Genomic DNA, 18,389 nt, shown 5'->3' with positions numbered 1-18,389 from the left:
CGCGGACGGGAGGCACCGTCAGTCGATGCCCGGACGCCAGCGCGTCGCGGTGACCGAGGCGTTCCGGGAACCGAACGCGGCGGTCAGCGCGGCGAGGAGTACGCAGCTCAGTGCGCCGACGGATGCGAGGTACGGGGACATCGAGGTCCCCGTACCCCGGGTGACCGGCTCGGACATGTACCACGCGGCGGCCACGGAGAAGGGCGCCGCCAGGAGCAGCGGGGGCGCCAGGTACCACCACGACGTCTCCCGGAGGAATCCACGCCCTCCGCTGAGGACGCCGACGGGGGCGAGCCGTGCGCTGAAGGCCCGGAACTCGTTGAGCGAGCTGATGACCGACGCGCCCAGGAGCACGACCAGGCCGGTGCCTCCGAGCAGGGCGATCCACCGGCCGTAGCTCTCGTACTGGAGCATTCCGGCGAGCGCGTCGCCCCCGAGCCCGGTGATGACGGGCCCCATACCGAGGTATGCGTAGGCCGCGCGGTTCACCTGCGCGGACGCCGCGTCGTTGTCGGGGTCCGCCACGGTGAGCAGGCTCCACTGGACCTCGCTGTCCTCCGCACGTGAGGCGACGGCGTAGTCCGTGAGCGGAGCCCGCCGCACGAGGAGGCCCGCGCGCCCACCCGTCCAGCGTTGTAGCTCGACCGCCTGCGTGCCTTCGACGACGGCGAGATCGGACAGGCCGCTGCGGCAGGGTTGCCCTAGGGCGTCCAGCGCCGAACAGTCACCGCGCAGCTCCGTCGGCTGACGCGGGTCGGGTCGCTGGAGGAGCATGAGGACGTGCTGGTCGGGCAGTGCCTCGCGGAAGTCACGCAGATCCTGCTCGGTGAGCGGTCCGGTGCGGACGAGGTTGATGCTCGTACCGATGCGCTGCAGCGTCGCTGCGGCAGCCTCGGCCTCTCCAGACGTGCGCGAGGTCCAGAGATGGACCTGCGTGACGAGGACGAGGGAGACGACGGCCGCAGCGACGGTACGCGCGGTCACGCCCGGGTGGGCACGTGTCCACTGGCCGGCCACCAGCACCCCCGCGCGTCCCGCTCGTTCGGCGGCCTGGGCGAGCAGACGGCCTAGCAGGGCCATGGCAGCGGCGATCAGCGAGGGCAGCGCGACGAGGACGAGCGAGAGCCCGAGGACGTACTGGCCCAGGCTCACCCGGAGATCAGCAGCGAACGGCGTCAGATCGGACGGCATGGCGATCAGGACGCCGAGCGGAAGGCAGACCATCCACCTACGGCTCGGCCGCTCCGGTGTTCGGAGAGGGCCCACCTTCCGGCTGCGGTGGAGGAGCACCACGGAGGCGAGGACCACGAGGACGGACACCCCGGGGACGAGAAGGTACATCCACCACGCCGCTCGCAGGCCTGCGGCCGTCAGCGGGTACCCCACAACCGGGACGGTGACATCCCACAGCAGCCCCACGCAAGCCGGTGCCACCCCCGCCACAGCACCGATCGACACCGCCCCACCGGCCTCCCCGAGGTTGACGAGTGCCCGGTGACGCCATGCGCCACCCAGAGTCTCCAGCACTCTGTTCCGACGGTCGCGTGCGTCGGCGTCCACGCGGCAGGCGATGACGATCAGTACGGCGATGGGCAGGAGGACGAACCCGGCGAGGGCCGAGACCAGGGTGCCGGAGTCGTAGGCGACGGCGGCGTCTCCGAACGAGCGGTACGGAACGTCGCCCGCTACGCCGAATCCGCTGACGCGGTCGGCCGGTTCGAAGGACGCCGCTCCCTCGGCGGGACGCACATAGGCGAGCCGTTCCAGGGGATTCGTCAGGCCGGGCCGTGCGATGACTCCCGCGAAGTCTCCGTAACGGTGCCGTATGCCGACCGACTCCCCCGCGCTGAGCAGGGCGGGGGAGAGGAAGGCTTCCCCCGGCTGCGGCCAGCGGGGCAACCCGGGTGGCGGAGCGGCCTCGGCGTCGAGAGGCGCCAGGAGGACGACGGTGTGCTGTGCGTACCCGGTGATGTCGTTGCCCGACTCGTACCAGTGGCCGACCGGCCTCTCGTCCGGATAGGCGTGCAGCATGCGGGGCGCCCGGGCTCGGTCGATCTCCTCCTGCGCGCTGTAGGCCGCCACCGTGGTGACGAGGGAGGTCAGGCCGGTGGCGAGAGCCACAGTGGCCACGAACAGGGCCGTACTTCGCAGTCGTGACGCCCGGGCCCCGGCCCCAGCCTCTCGGCCGACGCGCCACAGCCGGAGCCAAAGAGGCCCGTCTTTCGCGTGCCTGCTCACACCGTCCTCACCGGAGCGAGATCCATCACGCGGTCCGCGCGACGCGCCACCGTCTGGTCGTGGGTCACCACGACCAGAGCACAGCTCCATCGTTCCGGCAGGGAGAAGAGGAGGTCGGCGACCGTTTCCCGGTTCGCCGAGTCCAGTGACCCCGTCGGTTCGTCGGCGAGGAGAAGACCGGGCTTGTTGATCAGGGCACGGGCGACAGCGACCCGTTGCCGTTCGCCTCCCGACAACGTGCCTGTCGCGGTGGCGTGAGGTACACCGAGGTGGTCGAGCAGGGCCAGACCCCGCGTGCGTGCTTCCGCGCGACCGTGCCCCGCCAGCAGGGCCGGCAGCGTCACGTTCTGCAGTGGTGTCAACTCCGGCAACAGCTCACCGAACTGGAAGACCACCCCGATGTGCCGCGCTCGGTGCCGTGCGAGCCGGGAACGCCTCAACCCGGTGATCTCCGTCCCGGCCACCAGAATCGAGCCGCGATCGGGAGTGATCAGTCCGAGTACGCAGGACAACAGTGTCGTCTTGCCGGTGCCCGAGGGGCCGGTGACGGCTACCGAACGCCCTCTCTCCACGTCCAGGTCGACGTCCTCCAGCACGACTCTGCCGGGGAACCGATGGCTGAGGCCGCGAACGACCAGGGCGGGGGATTTCACGTCTGTGCTCCGAACACCTGCGACGCGGTGGGCGCGCCGCGCGCGCCCACCGCTGTGAGTGGACCGTGCCTCGGGGAATTACCGATAGGCCCAGGCTCCGTAGACGTCCGGGGCGAAGGACCTCTGCTCGACGACACGCATCTTGTTGATGCTGCGGCCTGTCGGCGTCGGGTAACAGCTACCGTCTCCCAACTGGTTCCACCAGTTCTTGATGGTATCGCTGCCGTCACGCCGGTACTGCGCCTTGACCCGGTTCCCGTCCGCTTCCCAGTCGCAGACTTCGGCTCGGCGGTCACCGTTGGTCGTGTATGCCTTGTCGTCACCCTGCCAAGCCGTGAAGCCGAACGCGGGCGTAGCGGCAAGGACTATGCCGACGGCGATCGATGCCCCGGTCAGGACGCCGACTCGTCTCCCAGGAATGTGCACCACAGTCTTCCCCCTCCTGACATTTCCATGAATGGTGTAAGGCGACCACGGAAAGCTCGGTGGAATCCAGGGGGGGGTTCGGACAGCTCGGGTGGCCGGTTCGAGGGGCGGCGTCGGTGTCGGGGTCAGGGGAGGGTGCGGTAGAGGTGGAGGGAGCGGGGCGGGAGGGCGGCGCGGGTGCCCGCCGGGTGGACGGTGCCGGGGGCGTCGGCCTGGGCCTCGCGCGTGGTGTCGACGACGAGTTCGTAGGCCGTCGCCCAGGGCGGGCCGGGGAGGGGGAAGGCGGCCGGTTCGGGGCCGGCGTGCAGGACGGCGAGGAAGCTGTCGTCCGTGACGGGTTCCCCGCGTTCGTCCCGGCTGGGGATGTCGTGCCCGGAGAGGTACATGCCGAGCGTCGCGCCGGGCGCGTACCAGTCGGTCTCGGTCATCTCGGTGCCCTGCGGGGTGAACCAGGCCAGGTCGCGGAGGCCGTCGGGGCCGTGGGGACGGCCGGAGAAGAAGGCCCGGCGGCGCAGGACGGGGTGGTCGCGGCGCAGTCGGACCAGCCGGGCCGTCAGGTCGAACAGGGCGCGCCACCCGGGCTCGTCCAGCAGGCTCCAGTCGACCCAGCCGGTCTCGTTGTCCTGGCAGTAGGCGTTGTTGTTGCCGCCCTGGGTGCGGCCCATCTCGTCCCCGGCGACGAGCATGGGGACGCCGGTGGAGAGCAGGAGCGTCGTCGTCAGGTTGCGGAGCTGGCGGCGGCGGAGCGCCGTGACGTCCGGGTCGGAGCTCTCGCCCTCGGCGCCGCAGTTCCAGGAGCGGTTGTCCGAGGTGCCGTCGCGGTTGTCCTCGCCGTTGGCCAGGTTGCGCTTGTGGTGGTAGGTGACCAGGTCCCGGAGGGTGAATCCGTCGTGAGCGGTGACGAAGTTGACGGAGGCGTAGGGACGCCGCCCGCCCCACGCGTAGAGGTCGCTGGAGCCGGAGAGGCGGTAGCCGAGGTCGCGGACGTCGGGGAGGGCGCCGCGCCAGAAGTCCCGCACGGCGTCGCGGTAGCGGTCGTTCCACTCCGTCCACAGCGGCGGGAACGCGCCGACCTGGTAGCCGCCGTTGCCGACGTCCCAGGGTTCGGCGATGAGCTTGACGCGGCGCAGCACCGGGTCCTGGGCGATGACGGCGAGGAAGGGGGAGAGCATGTCGACGTCGTGCATGGACCGGGCGAGGGCGGCGGCGAGGTCGAAGCGGAAGCCGTCGACGCCCATCTCCTGCACCCAGTAGCGCAGGGAGTCGGTGATGAGACGCAGCACCTGGGGCTGTACGACGTGCAGGGTGTTGCCGCAGCCGGTGTAGTCGGCGTAGCGGCGGGGGTCGCCCGCGAGGCGGTAGTAGCCGCGGTTGTCGATGCCGCGCAGGCTCAGCATGGGTCCGAGCTCGCCTGCTTCGGCGGTGTGGTTGTAGACCACGTCGAGGATGACCTCGATGCCGGCGGCGTGCAGGGCCCGCACCATGCGCTTGAACTCGCCCACCTGCTGACCGCGCGTGCCGGACGCGGCGTAGGCGGCGTGCGGGGCGAAGTAGCCGATGGAGTTGTAGCCCCAGTAGTTGCGCAGGCCGCGCCGCAGCAGGTGGTCCTCGTGCGCGAACTGGTGGACGGGCAGCAGCTCCACCGCCGTGACGCCCAGCCGGGAGAGGTGGTCGACGGCGGCCGGGTGCGCCAGGCCCGCGTAGGTGCCGCGCAGGTGCTCGGGCACGTCGGGGTGGCGCATGGTGAACCCGCGCACGTGCAGCTCGTACAGGACGGTGTCCGCCCACGGGGTCTTCGGGCGGCGGTCGTCGCGCCAGTCGTCGTCGGGCGGGCTGCCGGGCGGCCCGGCCGGGGCGCCGTCGTGCACGACGACGCCCATGGGGACGAACGGCGCGGAGTCGCGCTCGTCGCGCACGGTGTCGGCGAGGTGCTGGTGCGGCCAGTCGCGGACGTGCCCGTAGACCTCCGGCGGCAGGGCGAAGTCGCCGTCCACCGCGCGGGCGTAGGGGTCCAGCAGCAGCTTGGCCGGGTTCCAGCGGGCGCCGGACCAGGGGTCCCAGCGCCCGTGCACCCGGTAGCCGTAGCGCTGTCCGGGGTGGACGCCGGGGAGGAAGCCGTGCCAGATCTCGTGCGTCAACTCGGTGAGCGGGTGCCGCGTCTCCCGGCCGTCGTCGTCGAAGAGGCACAGGTCGACGCGTTCGGCGCCGCCGGCCCACAGGGCGAAGTTGGTGCCGGGGACGCCTCCGGGCCCGCTGCGGTACCGCGCGCCGAGCGGCTGGGGGCTGCCCGGCCAGACGTCCCGCCGCGTGCCGCCGTGCTGCGCCGCGCGCACCGGGTGCCGGCCCACCGAGGGGGCCCGGCGGCCGTCCGGCCCTGGCTCGGCGGTGCTGCGGCGCGGTTCGCGGTCACGCTCCCCGAGCGCCGTGCTCCCCGGCTCCTGCGTCATCGGCTGGCCTCCCCCGGCGGGTGGGTCTCCTCGCATTCTTCCCTCGCTCGCGCCGCCGCTCACCCCGGAGGACCGTCGATTGCGCCAACCGGACCGACGGACGTCCGGGCGGTCTCGGAGTTTGGGACGGAACGGTGACATACCGCAGGACCCGGCTGTGATCTTTCTCCGGTTGACTCGGTGCCGTGCGCGCGGTGCGGGCGCACGGGCCGCCGTGGGGGGCGGTCGGGGAGCCACAGGCGAAGGCGGATGAACAGGTGCGGGGTATACGGGTGCGGGACGGCCGCGGAGTACGGAGAGGCCCGGGTGGGCGGGGCCTGGTCGCGGTGCTGCTGGGGCTGACGCTGCTGGCGACCGGCTGCGGCGAGGACGAGGCGGACGGCGGGGGCGAGAAGCCCGGCAAGGCGGCGGAGGCCGCCGACGGACCGTCGCGGGCGACGGTCGACATCGCGCCGCAGCACGGCGCGGAGGACGTGGCCACCACGGGCGCGTTGAAGGTGACGGCGCAGGGCGGCGAACTGACGGACGTGACGGTGGAGTCCTCGGAGGGTGAGGCCGTCGAGGGCAGCATCGGCAAGGACGGCGCGTCCTGGAAGCCGAAGCGGGCGCTGGCGACGGGGACGGAGTACCACGTCAACGCCGTGGCGGAGGACGCCGAGGGGCGTACGGCGGCCAAGACCGCCACGTTCACCACCGTCGTCGCGAAGGACACCTTCATCGGCTACTTCACACCGGAGGACGGCTCGACCGTCGGCGTCGGGATGCCGGTGTCGCTGCGGTTCAGCCGCCCGGTGGAGGACCGCGACGCGGTGGCGGGCGGCGTCGAGGTCACCGCCGACCCGGCCGTGGAGGTCCGGGGCCACTGGTTCGGGAACCAGCGGCTGGACTTCCGTCCGGAGGACTACTGGGAGCCGGGCACGAAGGTGACGCTGAGCCTGCGGCTGGGCGGCGTCGAGGCGGCCGACGGCGTCTACGGCACGCAGAACAAGGACGTCACCTTCACGGTGGGACGCTCGATGGTCTCCACGGTGGACGCGAAGAAGAAGACGATGACGGTGGAGCGGGACGGCAAGGTCTGGAAGACCCTTCCGATCACGGCCGGCTCCCCGCAGACCCCGACCTGGAACGGTCAGATGGTCATCAGCGAGAAGCACGAAGTGACCCGTATGAACGGCGACACGGTCGGTTTCGGCGGCGAGTACGACATCAAGGACGTCCCGCACGCCATGCGGCTGTCGACCTCGGGCACCTTCGTCCACGGCAACTACTGGGCGGGCCGCTCGACGTTCGGCGCGCAGAACGTCAGCCACGGGTGCGTGGGCCTGTTCGACCAGCGCGGCGGCGGGGACCCGTCGGCGGACGCCGCCTGGTTCTACGACAACTCCATGGTCGGCGACGTCGTCGTGGTGAAGAACAGCCAGGACAAGACGATCGCCCCGGACAACGGCCTCAACGGCTGGAACCTGGACTGGAGCCAGTGGGGCCGGTAGGCCGCGCCCGTCCGTGACGACGCCCCTCCCGGCACTGCGGGCAGGGGCGTCGTCCACGTCACCACCGGCGGCGGGGGACACCGGGGTTAACGGGCGTTACCCTGCCGCCATGACTGTGAACCTCGAAGTGGCCGACGGCGTCGGCACCCTCCGGCTGGACCGTCCGCCGATGAACGCGCTCGACATCGCCACCCAGGACCGGCTGCGCGAGCTGGCAGGGGAGGTCACCCGGCGCGACGACGTGCGGGCCGTGGTCCTCTACGGCGGGGAGAAGGTGTTCGCGGCCGGGGCGGACATCAAGGAGATGCGGGAGATGGACCACGCGGCCATGGTGGCGCGCGCCCGCGACCTCCAGGACGCGTTCACCGCCGTCGCCCGCATCCCCAAGCCGGTCGTCGCGGCGGTGACGGGGTACGCGCTGGGCGGCGGCTGCGAGCTGGCCCTGAGCGCGGACATCCGGATCGCCGCCGACAACGCCAAGCTGGGCCAGCCCGAGATCCTGCTGGGCCTCATCCCCGGCGCGGGCGGCACCCAGCGGCTCTCCCGGCTGGTCGGGCCCTCGCGGGCCAAGGACCTCATCTTCACCGGCCGCCAGGTGCGGGCCGACGAGGCGCTGACCATGGGGCTGGTGGACCGGGTCGTCCCCGCCGCCGAGGTCTACGAGGCGGCCCACGCCTGGGCGGCGCGGCTCGCCAAGGGCCCCGCCATCGCCCTGCGCGCGGCCAAGGAGTCCGTCGACTTCGGTCTGGAGGCCGACATCGACACGGGCCTGGCCATCGAACGGAACTGGTTCGCCGGACTGTTCGCCACCGAGGACCGCGAGATCGGCATGCGCAGCTTCGTCGAGGACGGCCCCGGCAAGGCGACGTTCCGCTGAGCCACCCGCTCCGGCGCGGGCCCGGCCCCCCGCACGGGGAGCCGGGCCCGTTTCGTCCCCACGCCCACGGGCACCCGGGGCGGCATGCGTATCGGAATCATCGGAGCCGGACGGATCGGCTCCACGCTGGCCGGACACTTCGACCGCATCGGGCACGAGGTCCTCATCAGCAACGCGCGCGGCCCGCGGACGCTGAGCGGGCTCGTCGCCGAGCTGGGCGGTTCCGTCCGGGCCGGCACGGTCGAGGAGGCGGCGGACTTCGGTGAGGTCGTCGTCGTGAGCATCCCCTACGGGCGGTACCGGGAGCTGCCCGCCGACCGGTTGCGGGACAAGGTCGTCATCGACACCTGCAACTACTACCCCGAGCGGGACGGCCACGACGCCGAGCTGGACGCCGACGTGACGACGTCCAGCGAGAAGATCAAGGCGCACACCGGCAGCAACCTGGTCAAGGCCTTCAACACCCTGCCCTGGCAGCAGCTGCGCGACCACGCGCACCGGGACGACGGCGCCCCGCGCGTGGCGGTGCCGCTCTCCGGCAGCGACGACGGGGCCAAGGCGGTCGTCGCCGGGCTCACGCGGGACATCGGCTTCGCCCCCGTCATCGCCGGAAACCTCGGCCAGGGCGGACGCAGGCACCAGCCGGGCACCAGCGTCTACGCGACGGAACTGCCCGCCGCCGAGATGAACGCGCTGCTGCACGCGGCGTGAGGAGGAGCGAGACGGTGTCGGACATCTCCCCGATCGAGCGGGACGTGCTGTGGGACGAGTTCCACCGCGTCGTGAACATGACCTCCCAGGAGCTGAGCGACTGGCTGCGCACCGAGGCCGCCTCGGAGCGCACCGAGGACGTGCCCGACCAGGCCGGTGGCGAGACGGGTCGGCACGTGCTGGCCATCCTGCGCAAGCGCCGGGTCGACCTGACGGACGCCGACCTCGCCGTCATGCGCGACGTCATCGACACCGTCAACTCCCGGCGCCGCGAGGACCTGGAGCCGACGGCGGGCCAGGAGCACTGGCGCTTCGAGCTCATGAGCCTCGGGCACGATCCGCTCAAGCCCGCGCCGTGAGCCGCGCGGCCCACCGCGACACGGCGCGTGAGCTGTTGCGCCGCCACGGCCGGACGTACGCGGCCGAAGCGGGCGTCCGGCTGCGGGACACTCCGCAGCCGCTCTACCAACTCCTGGTGCTCGCCACCCTGCTGAGCGCGCGCATCCGGGCGTCGATCGCGGTGGACGCGGCCCGTGCCCTGTTCCGGGCCGGGCTGCGCAGCCCGGCCCGGATGGCGGGCGCGACCTGGCAGCGGCGCGTGGACCTGCTGGGCGAGGGCGGCTACCGGCGCTACGACGAGCGCACCGCGACGATGCTCGGGCAGGGCGCGGAGCTGCTGCGCGACACCTACGGCGGCGACGTGCGCCGGATGCGCGACGAGACGGACGGCGACGTCGCCGCGCTGCGCCGCGCCCTCCGGCGGGTGCCGGGGCTCGGCCCGGCCGGCGCGGACATCTTCCTCCGCGAGGCCCAGGCCGTCTGGCCCGAGCTGGCGCCCCACCTCGACGCGAAGGCGCTGAAGGGCGCCGAGCGGCTCGGCCTGCCGCAGCGCCCGCGCGAGCTGGCGGCCCTGGTACCCGCCGAGGACGTCGCCGCGTTCGCGGCGGCACTCGTCCGCGTCGCCCTGGACGCCTCCCTCACCGACGACGTGACGCGGCCGGGGGCCGGGGCCCGCTGACCGTGGGCCGGTCGCCGCCCGGTCGCGGATTCGGCGGAGTCGCCCACGCGGGGGCGCGATTCCCGCCATGATGGGGGCCATGGCGGGACTGGAGGAGACGGCGTCGCGGGCGGCCTGGGACGTCGTGGACGCGGGCGAGCACAGTGCGTTGGAACTGCTGGGCGACCCGACCGTGGCGCCGGTGGACTTCCGCAACCGCCCCGAGTCGGCGGCGCTCGCCCGGCGGCTGGCCGCGTGCGTCCTGCACGTCCGGTGGCGGCTGCCGGGCACCGTCACCGACGACGGCGTGCTGCTCGTCTCGGAGCTGGTGGGCAACGCCGTCCGGCACACCGGCGCCGAGCACTTCTCCCTCCGCATGTTCCGGCGCGGCAACTGGATCCGGGTCGAGGTGCGCGACCCGTCCCGGGGGCTGCCGTGCCTGCTGCCGGTGCGGGACCTGGACATCAGCGGGCGCGGGCTGCTCCTCGTCCAGAAGCTCTCCGACCGCTGGGGCGTGGACCTGCTGCCGCGCGGGAAGACCACGTGGTTCGAGATGCGCGTCCTCGACCGCTGAGGGCACCCGAACGCCCCGAACGCCGGGCCGCCCCGGCCGCCGCGCCGCGCGCACGGCGGACACAATGGGCCGGTGAACTACGACGAGCTGCTGGAACGGTCCAGGGACGTGGCGGGGCAGGTGCTGGGACGCGGCGTCCCGGCCGACTACATCCCCGCGCTGGCCTGCGCCGATCCGTACGACTTCGGGATGGCGCTGGCCACCGTGGACGGCGAGGTGCACGGGGTGGGGGAGTGGCGCAAGCCGTTCTCCGTGCAGAGCGTCTCCAAACTCTTCGTCCTCGCCCTCGCCCTCGCGCACGGCGGGACGAGCCTGTGGCGCCGGGTGGGCCGCGAACCGTCGGGCAACCCGTTCAACTCCCTCATCCAGCTGGAGTCCGAGCAGGGCGTCCCGCGCAACCCGTTCATCAACGCGGGCGCCCTCGTCGTCACCGACGCGCTGCTGAGCCTGACGGGCGACGCGGGCGGCGCGGTGGTGGACTTCCTGCGCGCCGAGTCCGGCAACCCCGGCATCGCCGTCGACCCCGCCGTGGCCGCCTCCGAGGCCGGGCACGGCCACCGCAACGCGGCGCTGGCCCACTTCATGGCCTCCTTCGGCAACCTGCACAACCCGGTCGACGAGGTGCTGGCGCACTACTTCGCGCACTGCTCCATCACGGCCGACTGCCGCGACCTGGCGCTGGCCGGGGGCTTCCTCGCCCGGCACGGCCTGCGCGCCGACGGCAGCAGGCTGCTGAGCCGCAGCGACGCCAAGCGGATCAACGCGGTGCTGCTGACCTGCGGGACGTACGACGCCGCCGGGGACTTCGCCTACCGCGTCGGGCTGCCCGGCAAGAGCGGCGTGGGCGGCGGCATCCTGGCCATCGTGCCGGGCCGGGGCGCGGTGTGCGCGTGGAGCCCGGGGCTGGACGCCGTCGGGAACTCGGTGGGCGCCATGGCCGCCCTGGAGGACTTCACCGAGCGCTCCGACTGGTCGGTGTTCTGACGCCGCCCGGCCCCCGACGCCCTCCGACGCGCGCCCGCCGTCAGCGGTGGTAGCGGCGGCGGTCGGTCATGGCCCGGCGGCGGCGGTCGTTGCACAGCAGGCACTTGCCCCAGCCGGGCGGCAGCGGGTCGTCCTTGTCGCCGTACAGCGGGTCGACGGCGCCCATGGGGTGCTCCCGGCAGCCCGTCGTCCCGCTCTGGGCGGACTGGATCGCCCGGACGGCGCCGAGCGCGCGCCGCAACGCGTCCGCCACCTCCGCGAGCTGGTCGGCCGGCGGCTGCCCGTCCAGGTTGAAGGCGATGTCGTTCGCGGTGCTCAGCGCGTTCTGCAGCTCCCGGACCTCTGCGTAACTCATGTCGACGCAGGCTAGTCCCCCGCACCGACAACCGGCGCCGGCACGATGACGTCGACGGCCCCGGGCACCGCCTCGACGGTCACCGGGAGCCGCCCCAGCGGCTCCCCGTCGGCGGTGGCCAGCATGTCCGGCGTGTCCAGCGTCACGCTGCGGGCGTGGAAGGTCCGCACGTTCGCCCGCTCCACGTGCGCGCCGCGCTGCATCATCGGGAAGGAGCGCACCAGCCGGGCCCGCGTCAGCGCGGGGACGACGGTGACGGACAGCAGACCGTCGTCCGGCACGGCGTGCGGGCAGATCGGCATGCCGCCGCCGTACGTCGTCGTGTTGCCGAGGGCGATCAGGGTGGCCTCCAGCTCCTCGCACCGGCCGTCCACCTCCAGCGTGAACGCCCGGGGCCGCAGGACGCCCAGCTCGGCGAGGACGGCCAGCCGGTAGCGGGCCTGGCCGCGCGGCCAGGTCATGCGGTTGGCCCGCTCCAGGACGAGCGAGTCGAAGCCGCTGGTGACCACGGTGCCGAACCAGCGGGACACGGGCGCCGCGCCGGACCGCTCGGTGCAGCGGCCGAGGTCGAGCCTGCGGCGGTGGCCCGCGAGGAGCACGTCCGCCGCCGCCGTCGGGTCCGTGCGCGGTATGCCGAGGACGCGCGCGAAGTCGTTGCCGGTGCCGCAGGGCAGCACGGCCAGTGCGGTACCCGTGCCCGCGATCTCCTGGAGCGCCAGGTGCACCATGCCGTCCCCGCCCGCCACCGCGAGCACGTCGGCCCCGGCGGCGACGCTCTCCGCCGCCCGGGCGCGGGCCTCGGCCGCGTCCCGCCCGGCGACGACGTCCACCTCGACGCCGTGGGCGAGGAGCCGCCGGGCCGCCGAGGCGGCGACCTGCTCCCCGGCCCGGCCGCCGGAGGCCGGGTTGACCAGCAGGGTCATCCGCCGTGGCCGTGCCACGCCGGGGCCGCCGGTGCTCACGGCCGCTCCGGCACGAGCTTGCCCGGGTTGAGGACCCCGGCCGGGTCCAGCACGTCCTTCACCGCGCGCAGCACCTCCAGTCCGAGCGCGCCGACCTCCGCCTCCATCCACGGCAGGTGGTCGGTGCCGACGGCGTGGTGGTGGCTGATCGTAGCGCCGCAGGCCGCGATCGCGTCCCCGGCCGCCCGCTTCGCGCTCCGCCACCGGGCCGCCGGGTCCGCGCCGGAGGCGGCCACGACGGTGAAGTAGAGCGAGGCGCCCTCGGGGTAGACGTGCGAGATGTGGCAGGTGACGACGGGCGGTTTGCCGGCCGTCGTCAGGCTGCCGGTGAGCGCGTCGGTGACGGCCTGGCGCAGCCGGGGCAGGGCCGACCAGGTCGTGGCCGTCTCCAGGGTCTCGGCGAGGATGCCGGCGTCCAGCAGGGCGTCGCGCAGGTACGGGCCGGAGTAGCGGCTGTGCCGCCAGTGCGCGACGGGCTCCCCGCCCAGCTCGGTGCCCCCGGCGGCCCGCAGCGTGGCGGCGGTCAGCTCCCGGACGCCGGCGGCCTGCTCCGCCGTGCCCTCGTGCGCGACGACGGCCAGGCAGCCGGGCACGGCCTCCCGGCCCGACAGCGCGGAGTTGACGAAGGTCTCCGTCTCGTCGGACAGCCGCACGAGGGTGGGGCGGGTGCCGCCCTGCGCCAGGGCGCGCAGCGCGGCGGTGCCGGCGGCGAAGTCGGGGAAGGCCCACGCCTCGTCCAGCCGCGCCTCGGGCAGCGGCCGGACCCGCAGCGTCACCTCGGTGATGACGCCGAGGGTGCCCTCGGAGCCGAGCAGGAGCTGCCGCAGGTCGGGACCGGCGGCGGTGCCGGGGGAGCGGCCGAGGTCGAGCGTCCCGCTCGGGGTGGCGGCCTTGAGGCCGAGCACCATGGCGTCGAACCGCCCGTACCCGGCCGAGGACTGGCCGGAGGAGCGGGTGGCCGCGTAGCCGCCGATGGTGGCGTACTCGTAGCTCTGCGGCTGGTGCCCGAGGGTGAGGCCGTGCGCGGCCAGCAGTTCCTCGGCCTCCGGCGTGCGCAGCCCGGCCTGGAGGGTGGCCGTCCGGGCGACGTCGTCGACGGCCACGAGCCGGTCCAGCCGCCGCAGGTCGAGCGCGACGAGGGCGCCGAACCGGCCGCGCAGCGGCTCCACCCCGCCCACGACGCTCGTGCCGCCGCCGAACGGGACGACCGCGACGCCGTGCTCGACGCAGACCCGCAGGACCGCCCCGACCTCCGCGTGGTCGCCGGGGAGGACGACGGCGTCCGGAGCGGCGGCCACGTCACCGGCCCGGCGGCGCAGCAGGTCGGGCGTGCTCTTGCCGCCGGCGTGCAGGACGCGCTCGGCGTCGTCGGTGACGACGTTGGCCGCGCCGACCACCGCCTCCAGCGCCGCGCGGACGGCGGCGGGCAGCGCGCCCGGCGGCAGCTCCAGCTCCTCCCGGGCGACGCTCGGGCGCGCGACCGGCGGTGCCCCGAGCACCTCCGCGACCAGGGCGCGCACCGACTCGGGCAGGGGCGTGGCGTGGGCGGGGTCGCCCCAGGCGTTCCAGGACATCGGCGCGACGCGGCGGCTCGGTTTCGTCATGCGTTACAGTCTTGCACATGATGTCAATCAGTAACGATGGTGACGGGGTCGACGCCGAAGCCCGCGACCGGGAAGCGGGCACCGACCCCCTCGCGGAGACCCTCCTGGACGCCGCCCACGAGGCCATCGCCACGTTCGGGCTGCGCCGCCTCACCCTCACCGACGTCGCCCGCCGCGCCGGGGTGAGCAGACCCACGATCTACCGGCGCTGGCGCGACATCGACACCCTCGTCGGCGACCTCCTCACCCGCGAGATGCGCGCCGTCACCCTGGCCGCCGTCCCGCGCGCCGCCGCCGAGGGCCACGACGGCCGCACCCGCCTCGTCGCCGGCGCCGCGCACATCGTCGGCGCGCTGCGCGAACACGCCCTGCTCGCCCGCATCCTCGACACCGAGCCCGAGGTCCTGGTCACCTACACCTTCCAGCGGCTCGGCTCCAGCCAGCGCAACGCCCTGGGGTTCACCGAGGAGCAGGTGCGCGGCGGGCAGGCCGACGGGTCCATCCGCGACGGCGAGCCCGCCGAACTCGCCCGCATGGTCCTCCTCGTCGTCCAGACCACCGTCCAGTCCTGGCGGCTCGTCGACGACGTCCTGCCGCTGCCCCGGCTCACCGCCGAGCTGCGCCGCATGCTCGACGCCTACCTCCGTCCCGAGGAGGACACCCCGTGACCACCCCCGACCCCCGCGCCTCCCTCAACGCCGCCCGCCGCCGCCGCGACCTCGAAGAGCTCGGCGACCGCCCGCACGTCGACCTCCTCGTCGTCGGCGGCGGCGTCACCGGCACCGGCATCGCCCTCGACGCCGCCGCCCGCGGCCTCACCGTCGTCCTCGCCGAGCAGCACGACCTGGCCTTCGGCACCAGCCGGTGGAGCTCCAAGCTCGTCCACGGCGGCCTGCGCTACCTGGCCACCGGGCAGCTCGGCATCGCCCACGAGAGCGCCCGCGAACGGCACCTCCTCCTCACCCGCACCGCCCCCCACCTCGTGCGCGCCCTGCCGATGCTGCTGCCGCTGCACCCCGGCGTTCCACGGCCCGCCTCCGCCGTCCTGCGCGCCGGATTCCTTCTCGGCGACGCCCTGCGGCTCAGCGCCGGCACCTCCGGCCGCACCCTCCCCGCCGCCCGCCGCGTCTCCCGCCGCCGTGCCCTGGAACTCGCCCCCGGCCTGCGCCCCGACGGGCTGCGCGGCGGCCACCTCGCCCACGACGGGCAACTCGTCGACGACGCCCGGCTCGTCGTCGGCCTCGCCCGCACCGCCGCCGCCCACGGCGCCCGCGTCCTCACCCGCTGCGCCGCCGAGGAACTGCACGGCGACCGCGCGGTCCTGCGCGACACGGCGACCGGCGAGCGCGTCGAGGTCCGCGCCCGCGCCGTCGTCAACGCCACCGGCGTCTGGGCCGACCGGCTCGTCCCCGACGTCCGGCTGCGCCCGAGCCGGGGCACCCACCTCGTGCTCCCTGGCGCCGCCCTCGGCGGTCTGCGCAGCGCGCTGACGATCCCCGTGCCCGGTGCGCGCGGCCGGTTCGCCCTCGTCCTGCCGCAGCCCGACGGGCGCGTGTACGTCGGCCTCACCGACGAACCCCTCGACGGCCCGCTCCCGGACGTCCCCACCGCCCCCGAGAGCGACGTCGCCTTCCTCCTGGACGTCGTCAACTCCGTCCTCGCGACGCCGCTGCGCCGCACCGACGTGATCGGCACCTTCGCCGGGCTGCGGCCCCTCCTCCAGGCCCGCGCGGGCAGCACCGCCGACCTCTCCCGCCGACACGCCGTCCTCACCTCGCGCGACGGCGTCATCACCGTCGTCGGCGGCAAGCTCACCACCTACCGGCGCATGGCCGAGGACGCCGTCGACACCGCCGCCGCCAACGCCGGACTCCCCGTGGGCCCGTGCCGGACGCGGAACCTGCCGCTGGTCGGCGCCGCCACCCCCGCCGAGCTCGCCCGCGTCGACGCCCCCGCCCGGCTCGTCGCCCGCTACGGCACCGAGGCCCCCGCCGTCCTCGCCGAGGCCGCCGGGCGGCCCGACCTGCTGCGCCCGCTGGCCGCCGGGATCACCGGCGCCGAACTGCGCTTCGGCCTGCGCCACGAGGGCGCGCTCGACGAGGCCGACCTCCTCGAACGCCGCACCCGCCTCGCCCTGGTGCCCGCCGACCGGGAGGCCGCCCGGGACGCCGTCCGCGCCTGCCTCCTCCCACCCCCGGACGCCCGCCCCTGAGCCCGCTCCCGACGCCCGCCCCCGACGCCCGCCCCTGACGCCAGGCCCGGCCGCCCGCCGCTGACGCCCGCCGCTGAGCCCGCCCGCCCGTCCGGACGCGCTCCGGCTGCCCGCGCGTGGGCCCCGGCCTACGCTCGACCGGGACACCGTCCGTCCACACCGCGGGGAGTCCCATGCGTCCGCCCCTCCAGCTCCGCCACGTGGCGCCGCGCCTCGCCACGGGCGCCTTCATCCTCAACTCCGGCCTGAGCAAACGCCGTATGGACCCGGAGAGCGCCGCCGGGCTCCACGGGATGGCCACACACGCCTACCCCTTCCTGGACAAGCTCCCCCCGACGACGTTCGCCCGACTGCTCTCCGCCGGGGAGACGGCCCTCGGCGCCGCGCTGCTGCTGCCCGTCGTGCCGACCGCCCTGGCCGGGGCCGCCCTCACGGCGTTCTCGGCCGGACTGGTCGGCCTGTACCTGCGCACGCCCGGCATGCGTGAGGAGGGCAGCCTGCGCCCCACCCAGGAGGGCACCGCCCTGGCCAAGGACGTCTGGCTGCTCGGCGTCGGGCTTGGCTTCGTCCTCGACCGGGCCACGAGCCGCGACCGATAGGTGGTGGAGGTCGTGTCCGGGTGACGCACCGCCTCCGGAGCCGGCCCGGAGACCGGCGGACTCCCCCGCGCGGCGGCCCGCCCGGACCGGCGACGGTCCGCGTCGGCCCGGCTGGATCGCAGCTCACGGGAGGGCCCGCGCATGACCGGCACGCAGTTCGGGATCTACACCGTCGGTGACGTCACCCCGGACCCCACCACGGGCCGCGCGCCCACGGAGGCGGAACGCATCCGGGCCACCGTCACCATCGCCCGCAAGGCGGAGGAGGTCGGCCTGGACGTCTTCGCGACCGGCGAGCACCACAACCCGCCCTTCGTCCCCTCCTCACCCACGACCCTGCTCGGCCACCTCGCCGCCCTGACCGAACGCATCATCCTCTCGACGTCCACCACGCTCATCACCACCAACGACCCCGTCAAGATCGCCGAGGACTACAGCGTCCTCCAGCACCTCGCCGACGGACGGGTCGACCTGATGCTCGGCCGGGGCAACACCGAGGCGGTCTACCCCTGGTTCGGCCAGGACATCCGCGACGCGCTCCCCCTGACCGTCGAGCACTACGGCCTGCTCCACCGGCTGTGGCGGGAGGAGACCGTCACCTGGCAGGGGAGGCTACGCACCCCCTTACGGGACTTCCGGCTCGCGCCGCGCCCCCTCGGCGGCGTCCCCCCGTTCGTCTGGCACGGCTCCATCCGCACGCCCGAGATCGCCGAACTGGCCGCCTCCTACGGCGACGGGTTCTTCGCCAACCACATCTTCTGGCCCCCCTCGCACACCCGGCGCATGGTCGAGCTCTACCGCCACCGCTACGAACACCACGGCCACGGCGCGGCGCACCGGGCCGTCGTCGGGCTCGGCGGGCACGTCTTCATGCGTCCCCGCAGCCAGGACGCCGTACGGGAGTTCCGGCCCTACTTCGACCGGGCCCCGGTCTATGGCGGCGGCCCCCCGCTGGAGGAGTTCGCCGCCCGCACCCCGCTGACCGTCGGCTCGCCCGCCGAGGTCGTCGAACGGACCCTGGGCTTCCGCGCGTACGCCGGGCACTACCAGCGCCAACTGTTCCTGGTCGACCACGCGGGGCTGCCGCTGAAGACGGTCCTGGAGCAGCTCGACCTGCTCGGCGAGCAGGTCGTCCCCGTGCTGCGCAGGGAGTTCGCCGCCGACCGCCCCGCCGACGTCCCCGACGCCCCCGTCCACCCCTCGGCGCCCACGGCCCCGACGGCCCCCTCGGCGTTCCCGGGCTGACGGCCGGAGACGGCG

At 74.3% G+C, this 18,389-nt stretch carries 18 protein-coding genes; 11 read left to right on the top strand and 7 right to left on the bottom strand.

The genetic code is table 11. From position 1 onward, the window contains the following. Window positions 1-18: 18 nt before the first annotated feature. From V6D49_RS06220 to glgX, 4 genes are all read right to left on the bottom strand, one after another. Window positions 19-2,130 carry a hypothetical protein gene (locus tag V6D49_RS06220; RefSeq protein WP_340557815.1) on the bottom strand — a complete coding sequence of 704 codons (2,112 nt, stop codon included), beginning with the start codon at window positions 2,128-2,130 and terminating at the stop codon, window positions 19-21. A 104-nt stretch (window positions 2,131-2,234) separates the two neighbouring features. Then, window positions 2,235-2,891 (bottom strand): ABC transporter ATP-binding protein, encoded by a 657-nt coding sequence (locus V6D49_RS06215; protein ID WP_340557813.1) that lies wholly within the window; start codon window positions 2,889-2,891, stop codon window positions 2,235-2,237. Between the two features lie 78 nt (window positions 2,892-2,969). Next, complete coding sequence (locus tag V6D49_RS06210; RefSeq protein WP_340557811.1) at window positions 2,970-3,320, bottom strand: hypothetical protein; 351 nt, start codon at window positions 3,318-3,320, stop codon at window positions 2,970-2,972. Between the two features lie 122 nt (window positions 3,321-3,442). Beyond that, window positions 3,443-5,764: a glycogen debranching protein GlgX gene (glgX, locus tag V6D49_RS06205; protein ID WP_340557809.1), complete on the bottom strand. Its 2,322-nt coding sequence runs from the start codon at window positions 5,762-5,764 to the stop codon at window positions 3,443-3,445. Between the two features lie 326 nt (window positions 5,765-6,090). On the opposite strand from glgX, the gene V6D49_RS06200 reads away from it, so the two are divergent. From V6D49_RS06200 to V6D49_RS06170, 7 genes are all read left to right on the top strand, one after another. Next, the gene (locus tag V6D49_RS06200) at window positions 6,091-7,254 is read left to right on the top strand and encodes a L,D-transpeptidase (protein ID WP_340557808.1); all 1,164 of its coding nucleotides are present in this window, start codon (window positions 6,091-6,093) and stop codon (window positions 7,252-7,254) included. A 109-nt stretch (window positions 7,255-7,363) separates the two neighbouring features. Beyond that, window positions 7,364-8,131: an enoyl-CoA hydratase/isomerase family protein gene (locus V6D49_RS06195; RefSeq protein WP_340557806.1), complete on the top strand. Its 768-nt coding sequence runs from the start codon at window positions 7,364-7,366 to the stop codon at window positions 8,129-8,131. 84 nt (window positions 8,132-8,215) lie between these two features. Continuing rightward, the gene (locus V6D49_RS06190; protein ID WP_445330476.1) at window positions 8,216-8,842 is read left to right on the top strand and encodes an NADPH-dependent F420 reductase; all 627 of its coding nucleotides are present in this window, start codon (window positions 8,216-8,218) and stop codon (window positions 8,840-8,842) included. 77 nt (window positions 8,843-8,919) lie between these two features. Then, window positions 8,920-9,201, top strand: coding sequence for a DUF3140 domain-containing protein (locus tag V6D49_RS06185; RefSeq protein WP_445330622.1), 282 nt, complete (start codon window positions 8,920-8,922; stop codon window positions 9,199-9,201). Next, window positions 9,198-9,860 (top strand): endonuclease, encoded by a 663-nt coding sequence (locus V6D49_RS06180; protein ID WP_340557804.1) that lies wholly within the window; start codon window positions 9,198-9,200, stop codon window positions 9,858-9,860. Before V6D49_RS06185 ends, V6D49_RS06180 begins: the two co-directional genes overlap by 4 nt. A 67-nt stretch (window positions 9,861-9,927) precedes the next feature. Continuing rightward, window positions 9,928-10,413, top strand: coding sequence for an ATP-binding protein (locus V6D49_RS06175; RefSeq protein WP_445330475.1), 486 nt, complete (start codon window positions 9,928-9,930; stop codon window positions 10,411-10,413). 72 nt (window positions 10,414-10,485) lie between these two features. Beyond that, complete coding sequence (locus tag V6D49_RS06170) at window positions 10,486-11,397, top strand: glutaminase (RefSeq protein WP_340557800.1); 912 nt, start codon at window positions 10,486-10,488, stop codon at window positions 11,395-11,397. Between the two features lie 40 nt (window positions 11,398-11,437). Here V6D49_RS06170 and V6D49_RS06165 read toward each other — a convergent pair whose 3' ends face one another. From V6D49_RS06165 to V6D49_RS06155, 3 genes are read right to left on the bottom strand one after another with little or no spacing between them, the layout of a single operon-like run. Then, on the bottom strand, window positions 11,438-11,752 hold the full coding sequence (locus V6D49_RS06165) for a hypothetical protein (RefSeq protein WP_340557799.1): 315 nt from the start codon (window positions 11,750-11,752) through the stop codon (window positions 11,438-11,440). 11 nt (window positions 11,753-11,763) lie between these two features. Beyond that, on the bottom strand, window positions 11,764-12,714 hold the full coding sequence (locus tag V6D49_RS06160) for a diacylglycerol kinase (protein ID WP_340557798.1): 951 nt from the start codon (window positions 12,712-12,714) through the stop codon (window positions 11,764-11,766). Next, window positions 12,711-14,288, bottom strand: a complete 1,578-nt coding sequence (locus tag V6D49_RS06155) for an FAD-binding oxidoreductase (RefSeq protein WP_340563714.1) — start codon at window positions 14,286-14,288, stop codon at window positions 12,711-12,713. The genes V6D49_RS06160 and V6D49_RS06155 overlap by 4 nt, the downstream gene beginning before the upstream one ends. Before the next feature lie 47 nt (window positions 14,289-14,335). On the opposite strand from V6D49_RS06155, the gene V6D49_RS06150 reads away from it, so the two are divergent. From V6D49_RS06150 to V6D49_RS06135, 4 genes are all read left to right on the top strand, one after another. Beyond that, window positions 14,336-14,986 (top strand): TetR/AcrR family transcriptional regulator, encoded by a 651-nt coding sequence (locus tag V6D49_RS06150; RefSeq protein WP_340557797.1) that lies wholly within the window; start codon window positions 14,336-14,338, stop codon window positions 14,984-14,986. Then, complete coding sequence (locus tag V6D49_RS06145; protein ID WP_340557795.1) at window positions 14,983-16,530, top strand: glycerol-3-phosphate dehydrogenase/oxidase; 1,548 nt, start codon at window positions 14,983-14,985, stop codon at window positions 16,528-16,530. The genes V6D49_RS06150 and V6D49_RS06145 overlap by 4 nt, the downstream gene beginning before the upstream one ends. 173 nt (window positions 16,531-16,703) lie before the next feature. Then, complete coding sequence (locus V6D49_RS06140; RefSeq protein WP_340557793.1) at window positions 16,704-17,129, top strand: hypothetical protein; 426 nt, start codon at window positions 16,704-16,706, stop codon at window positions 17,127-17,129. A 141-nt stretch (window positions 17,130-17,270) separates the two neighbouring features. Then, a complete protein-coding gene (locus tag V6D49_RS06135) occupies window positions 17,271-18,374 on the top strand; it encodes a CE1758 family FMN-dependent luciferase-like monooxygenase (protein WP_340557791.1) in 1,104 nt (367 codons plus the stop codon). The last annotated feature ends 15 nt before the right edge of the window (window positions 18,375-18,389 follow it).

This window comes from Streptomyces sp. GSL17-111 (assembly GCF_037911585.1).
GTDB lineage: Bacteria > Actinomycetota > Actinomycetes > Streptomycetales > Streptomycetaceae > Streptomyces.
This window is presented reverse-complemented; position numbering and strand designations above follow the sequence as displayed.

Excerpts from the sequence above, each read along its gene's own strand:
- glgX (WP_340557809.1), bottom strand. The coding sequence starts at position 5,764 with ATGACGCAGGAGCCGGGGAGCACGGCGCTCGGGGAGCGTGACCGCGAA.
- V6D49_RS06195 (WP_340557806.1), top strand. The coding sequence starts at position 7,364 with ATGACTGTGAACCTCGAAGTGGCCGACGGCGTCGGCACCCTCCGGCTG.
- V6D49_RS06190 (WP_445330476.1), top strand. The coding sequence starts at position 8,216 with ATGCGTATCGGAATCATCGGAGCCGGACGGATCGGCTCCACGCTGGCC.
- V6D49_RS06185 (WP_445330622.1), top strand. The coding sequence starts at position 8,920 with ATGACCTCCCAGGAGCTGAGCGACTGGCTGCGCACCGAGGCCGCCTCG.
- V6D49_RS06175 (WP_445330475.1), top strand. The coding sequence starts at position 9,928 with ATGATGGGGGCCATGGCGGGACTGGAGGAGACGGCGTCGCGGGCGGCC.
- V6D49_RS06165 (WP_340557799.1), bottom strand. The coding sequence starts at position 11,752 with ATGAGTTACGCAGAGGTCCGGGAGCTGCAGAACGCGCTGAGCACCGCG.
- V6D49_RS06155 (WP_340563714.1), bottom strand. The coding sequence starts at position 14,288 with ATGTCCTGGAACGCCTGGGGCGACCCCGCCCACGCCACGCCCCTGCCC.
- V6D49_RS06150 (WP_340557797.1), top strand. The coding sequence starts at position 14,336 with ATGATGTCAATCAGTAACGATGGTGACGGGGTCGACGCCGAAGCCCGC.
- V6D49_RS06140 (WP_340557793.1), top strand. The coding sequence starts at position 16,704 with ATGCGTCCGCCCCTCCAGCTCCGCCACGTGGCGCCGCGCCTCGCCACG.
- V6D49_RS06135 (WP_340557791.1), top strand. The coding sequence starts at position 17,271 with ATGACCGGCACGCAGTTCGGGATCTACACCGTCGGTGACGTCACCCCG.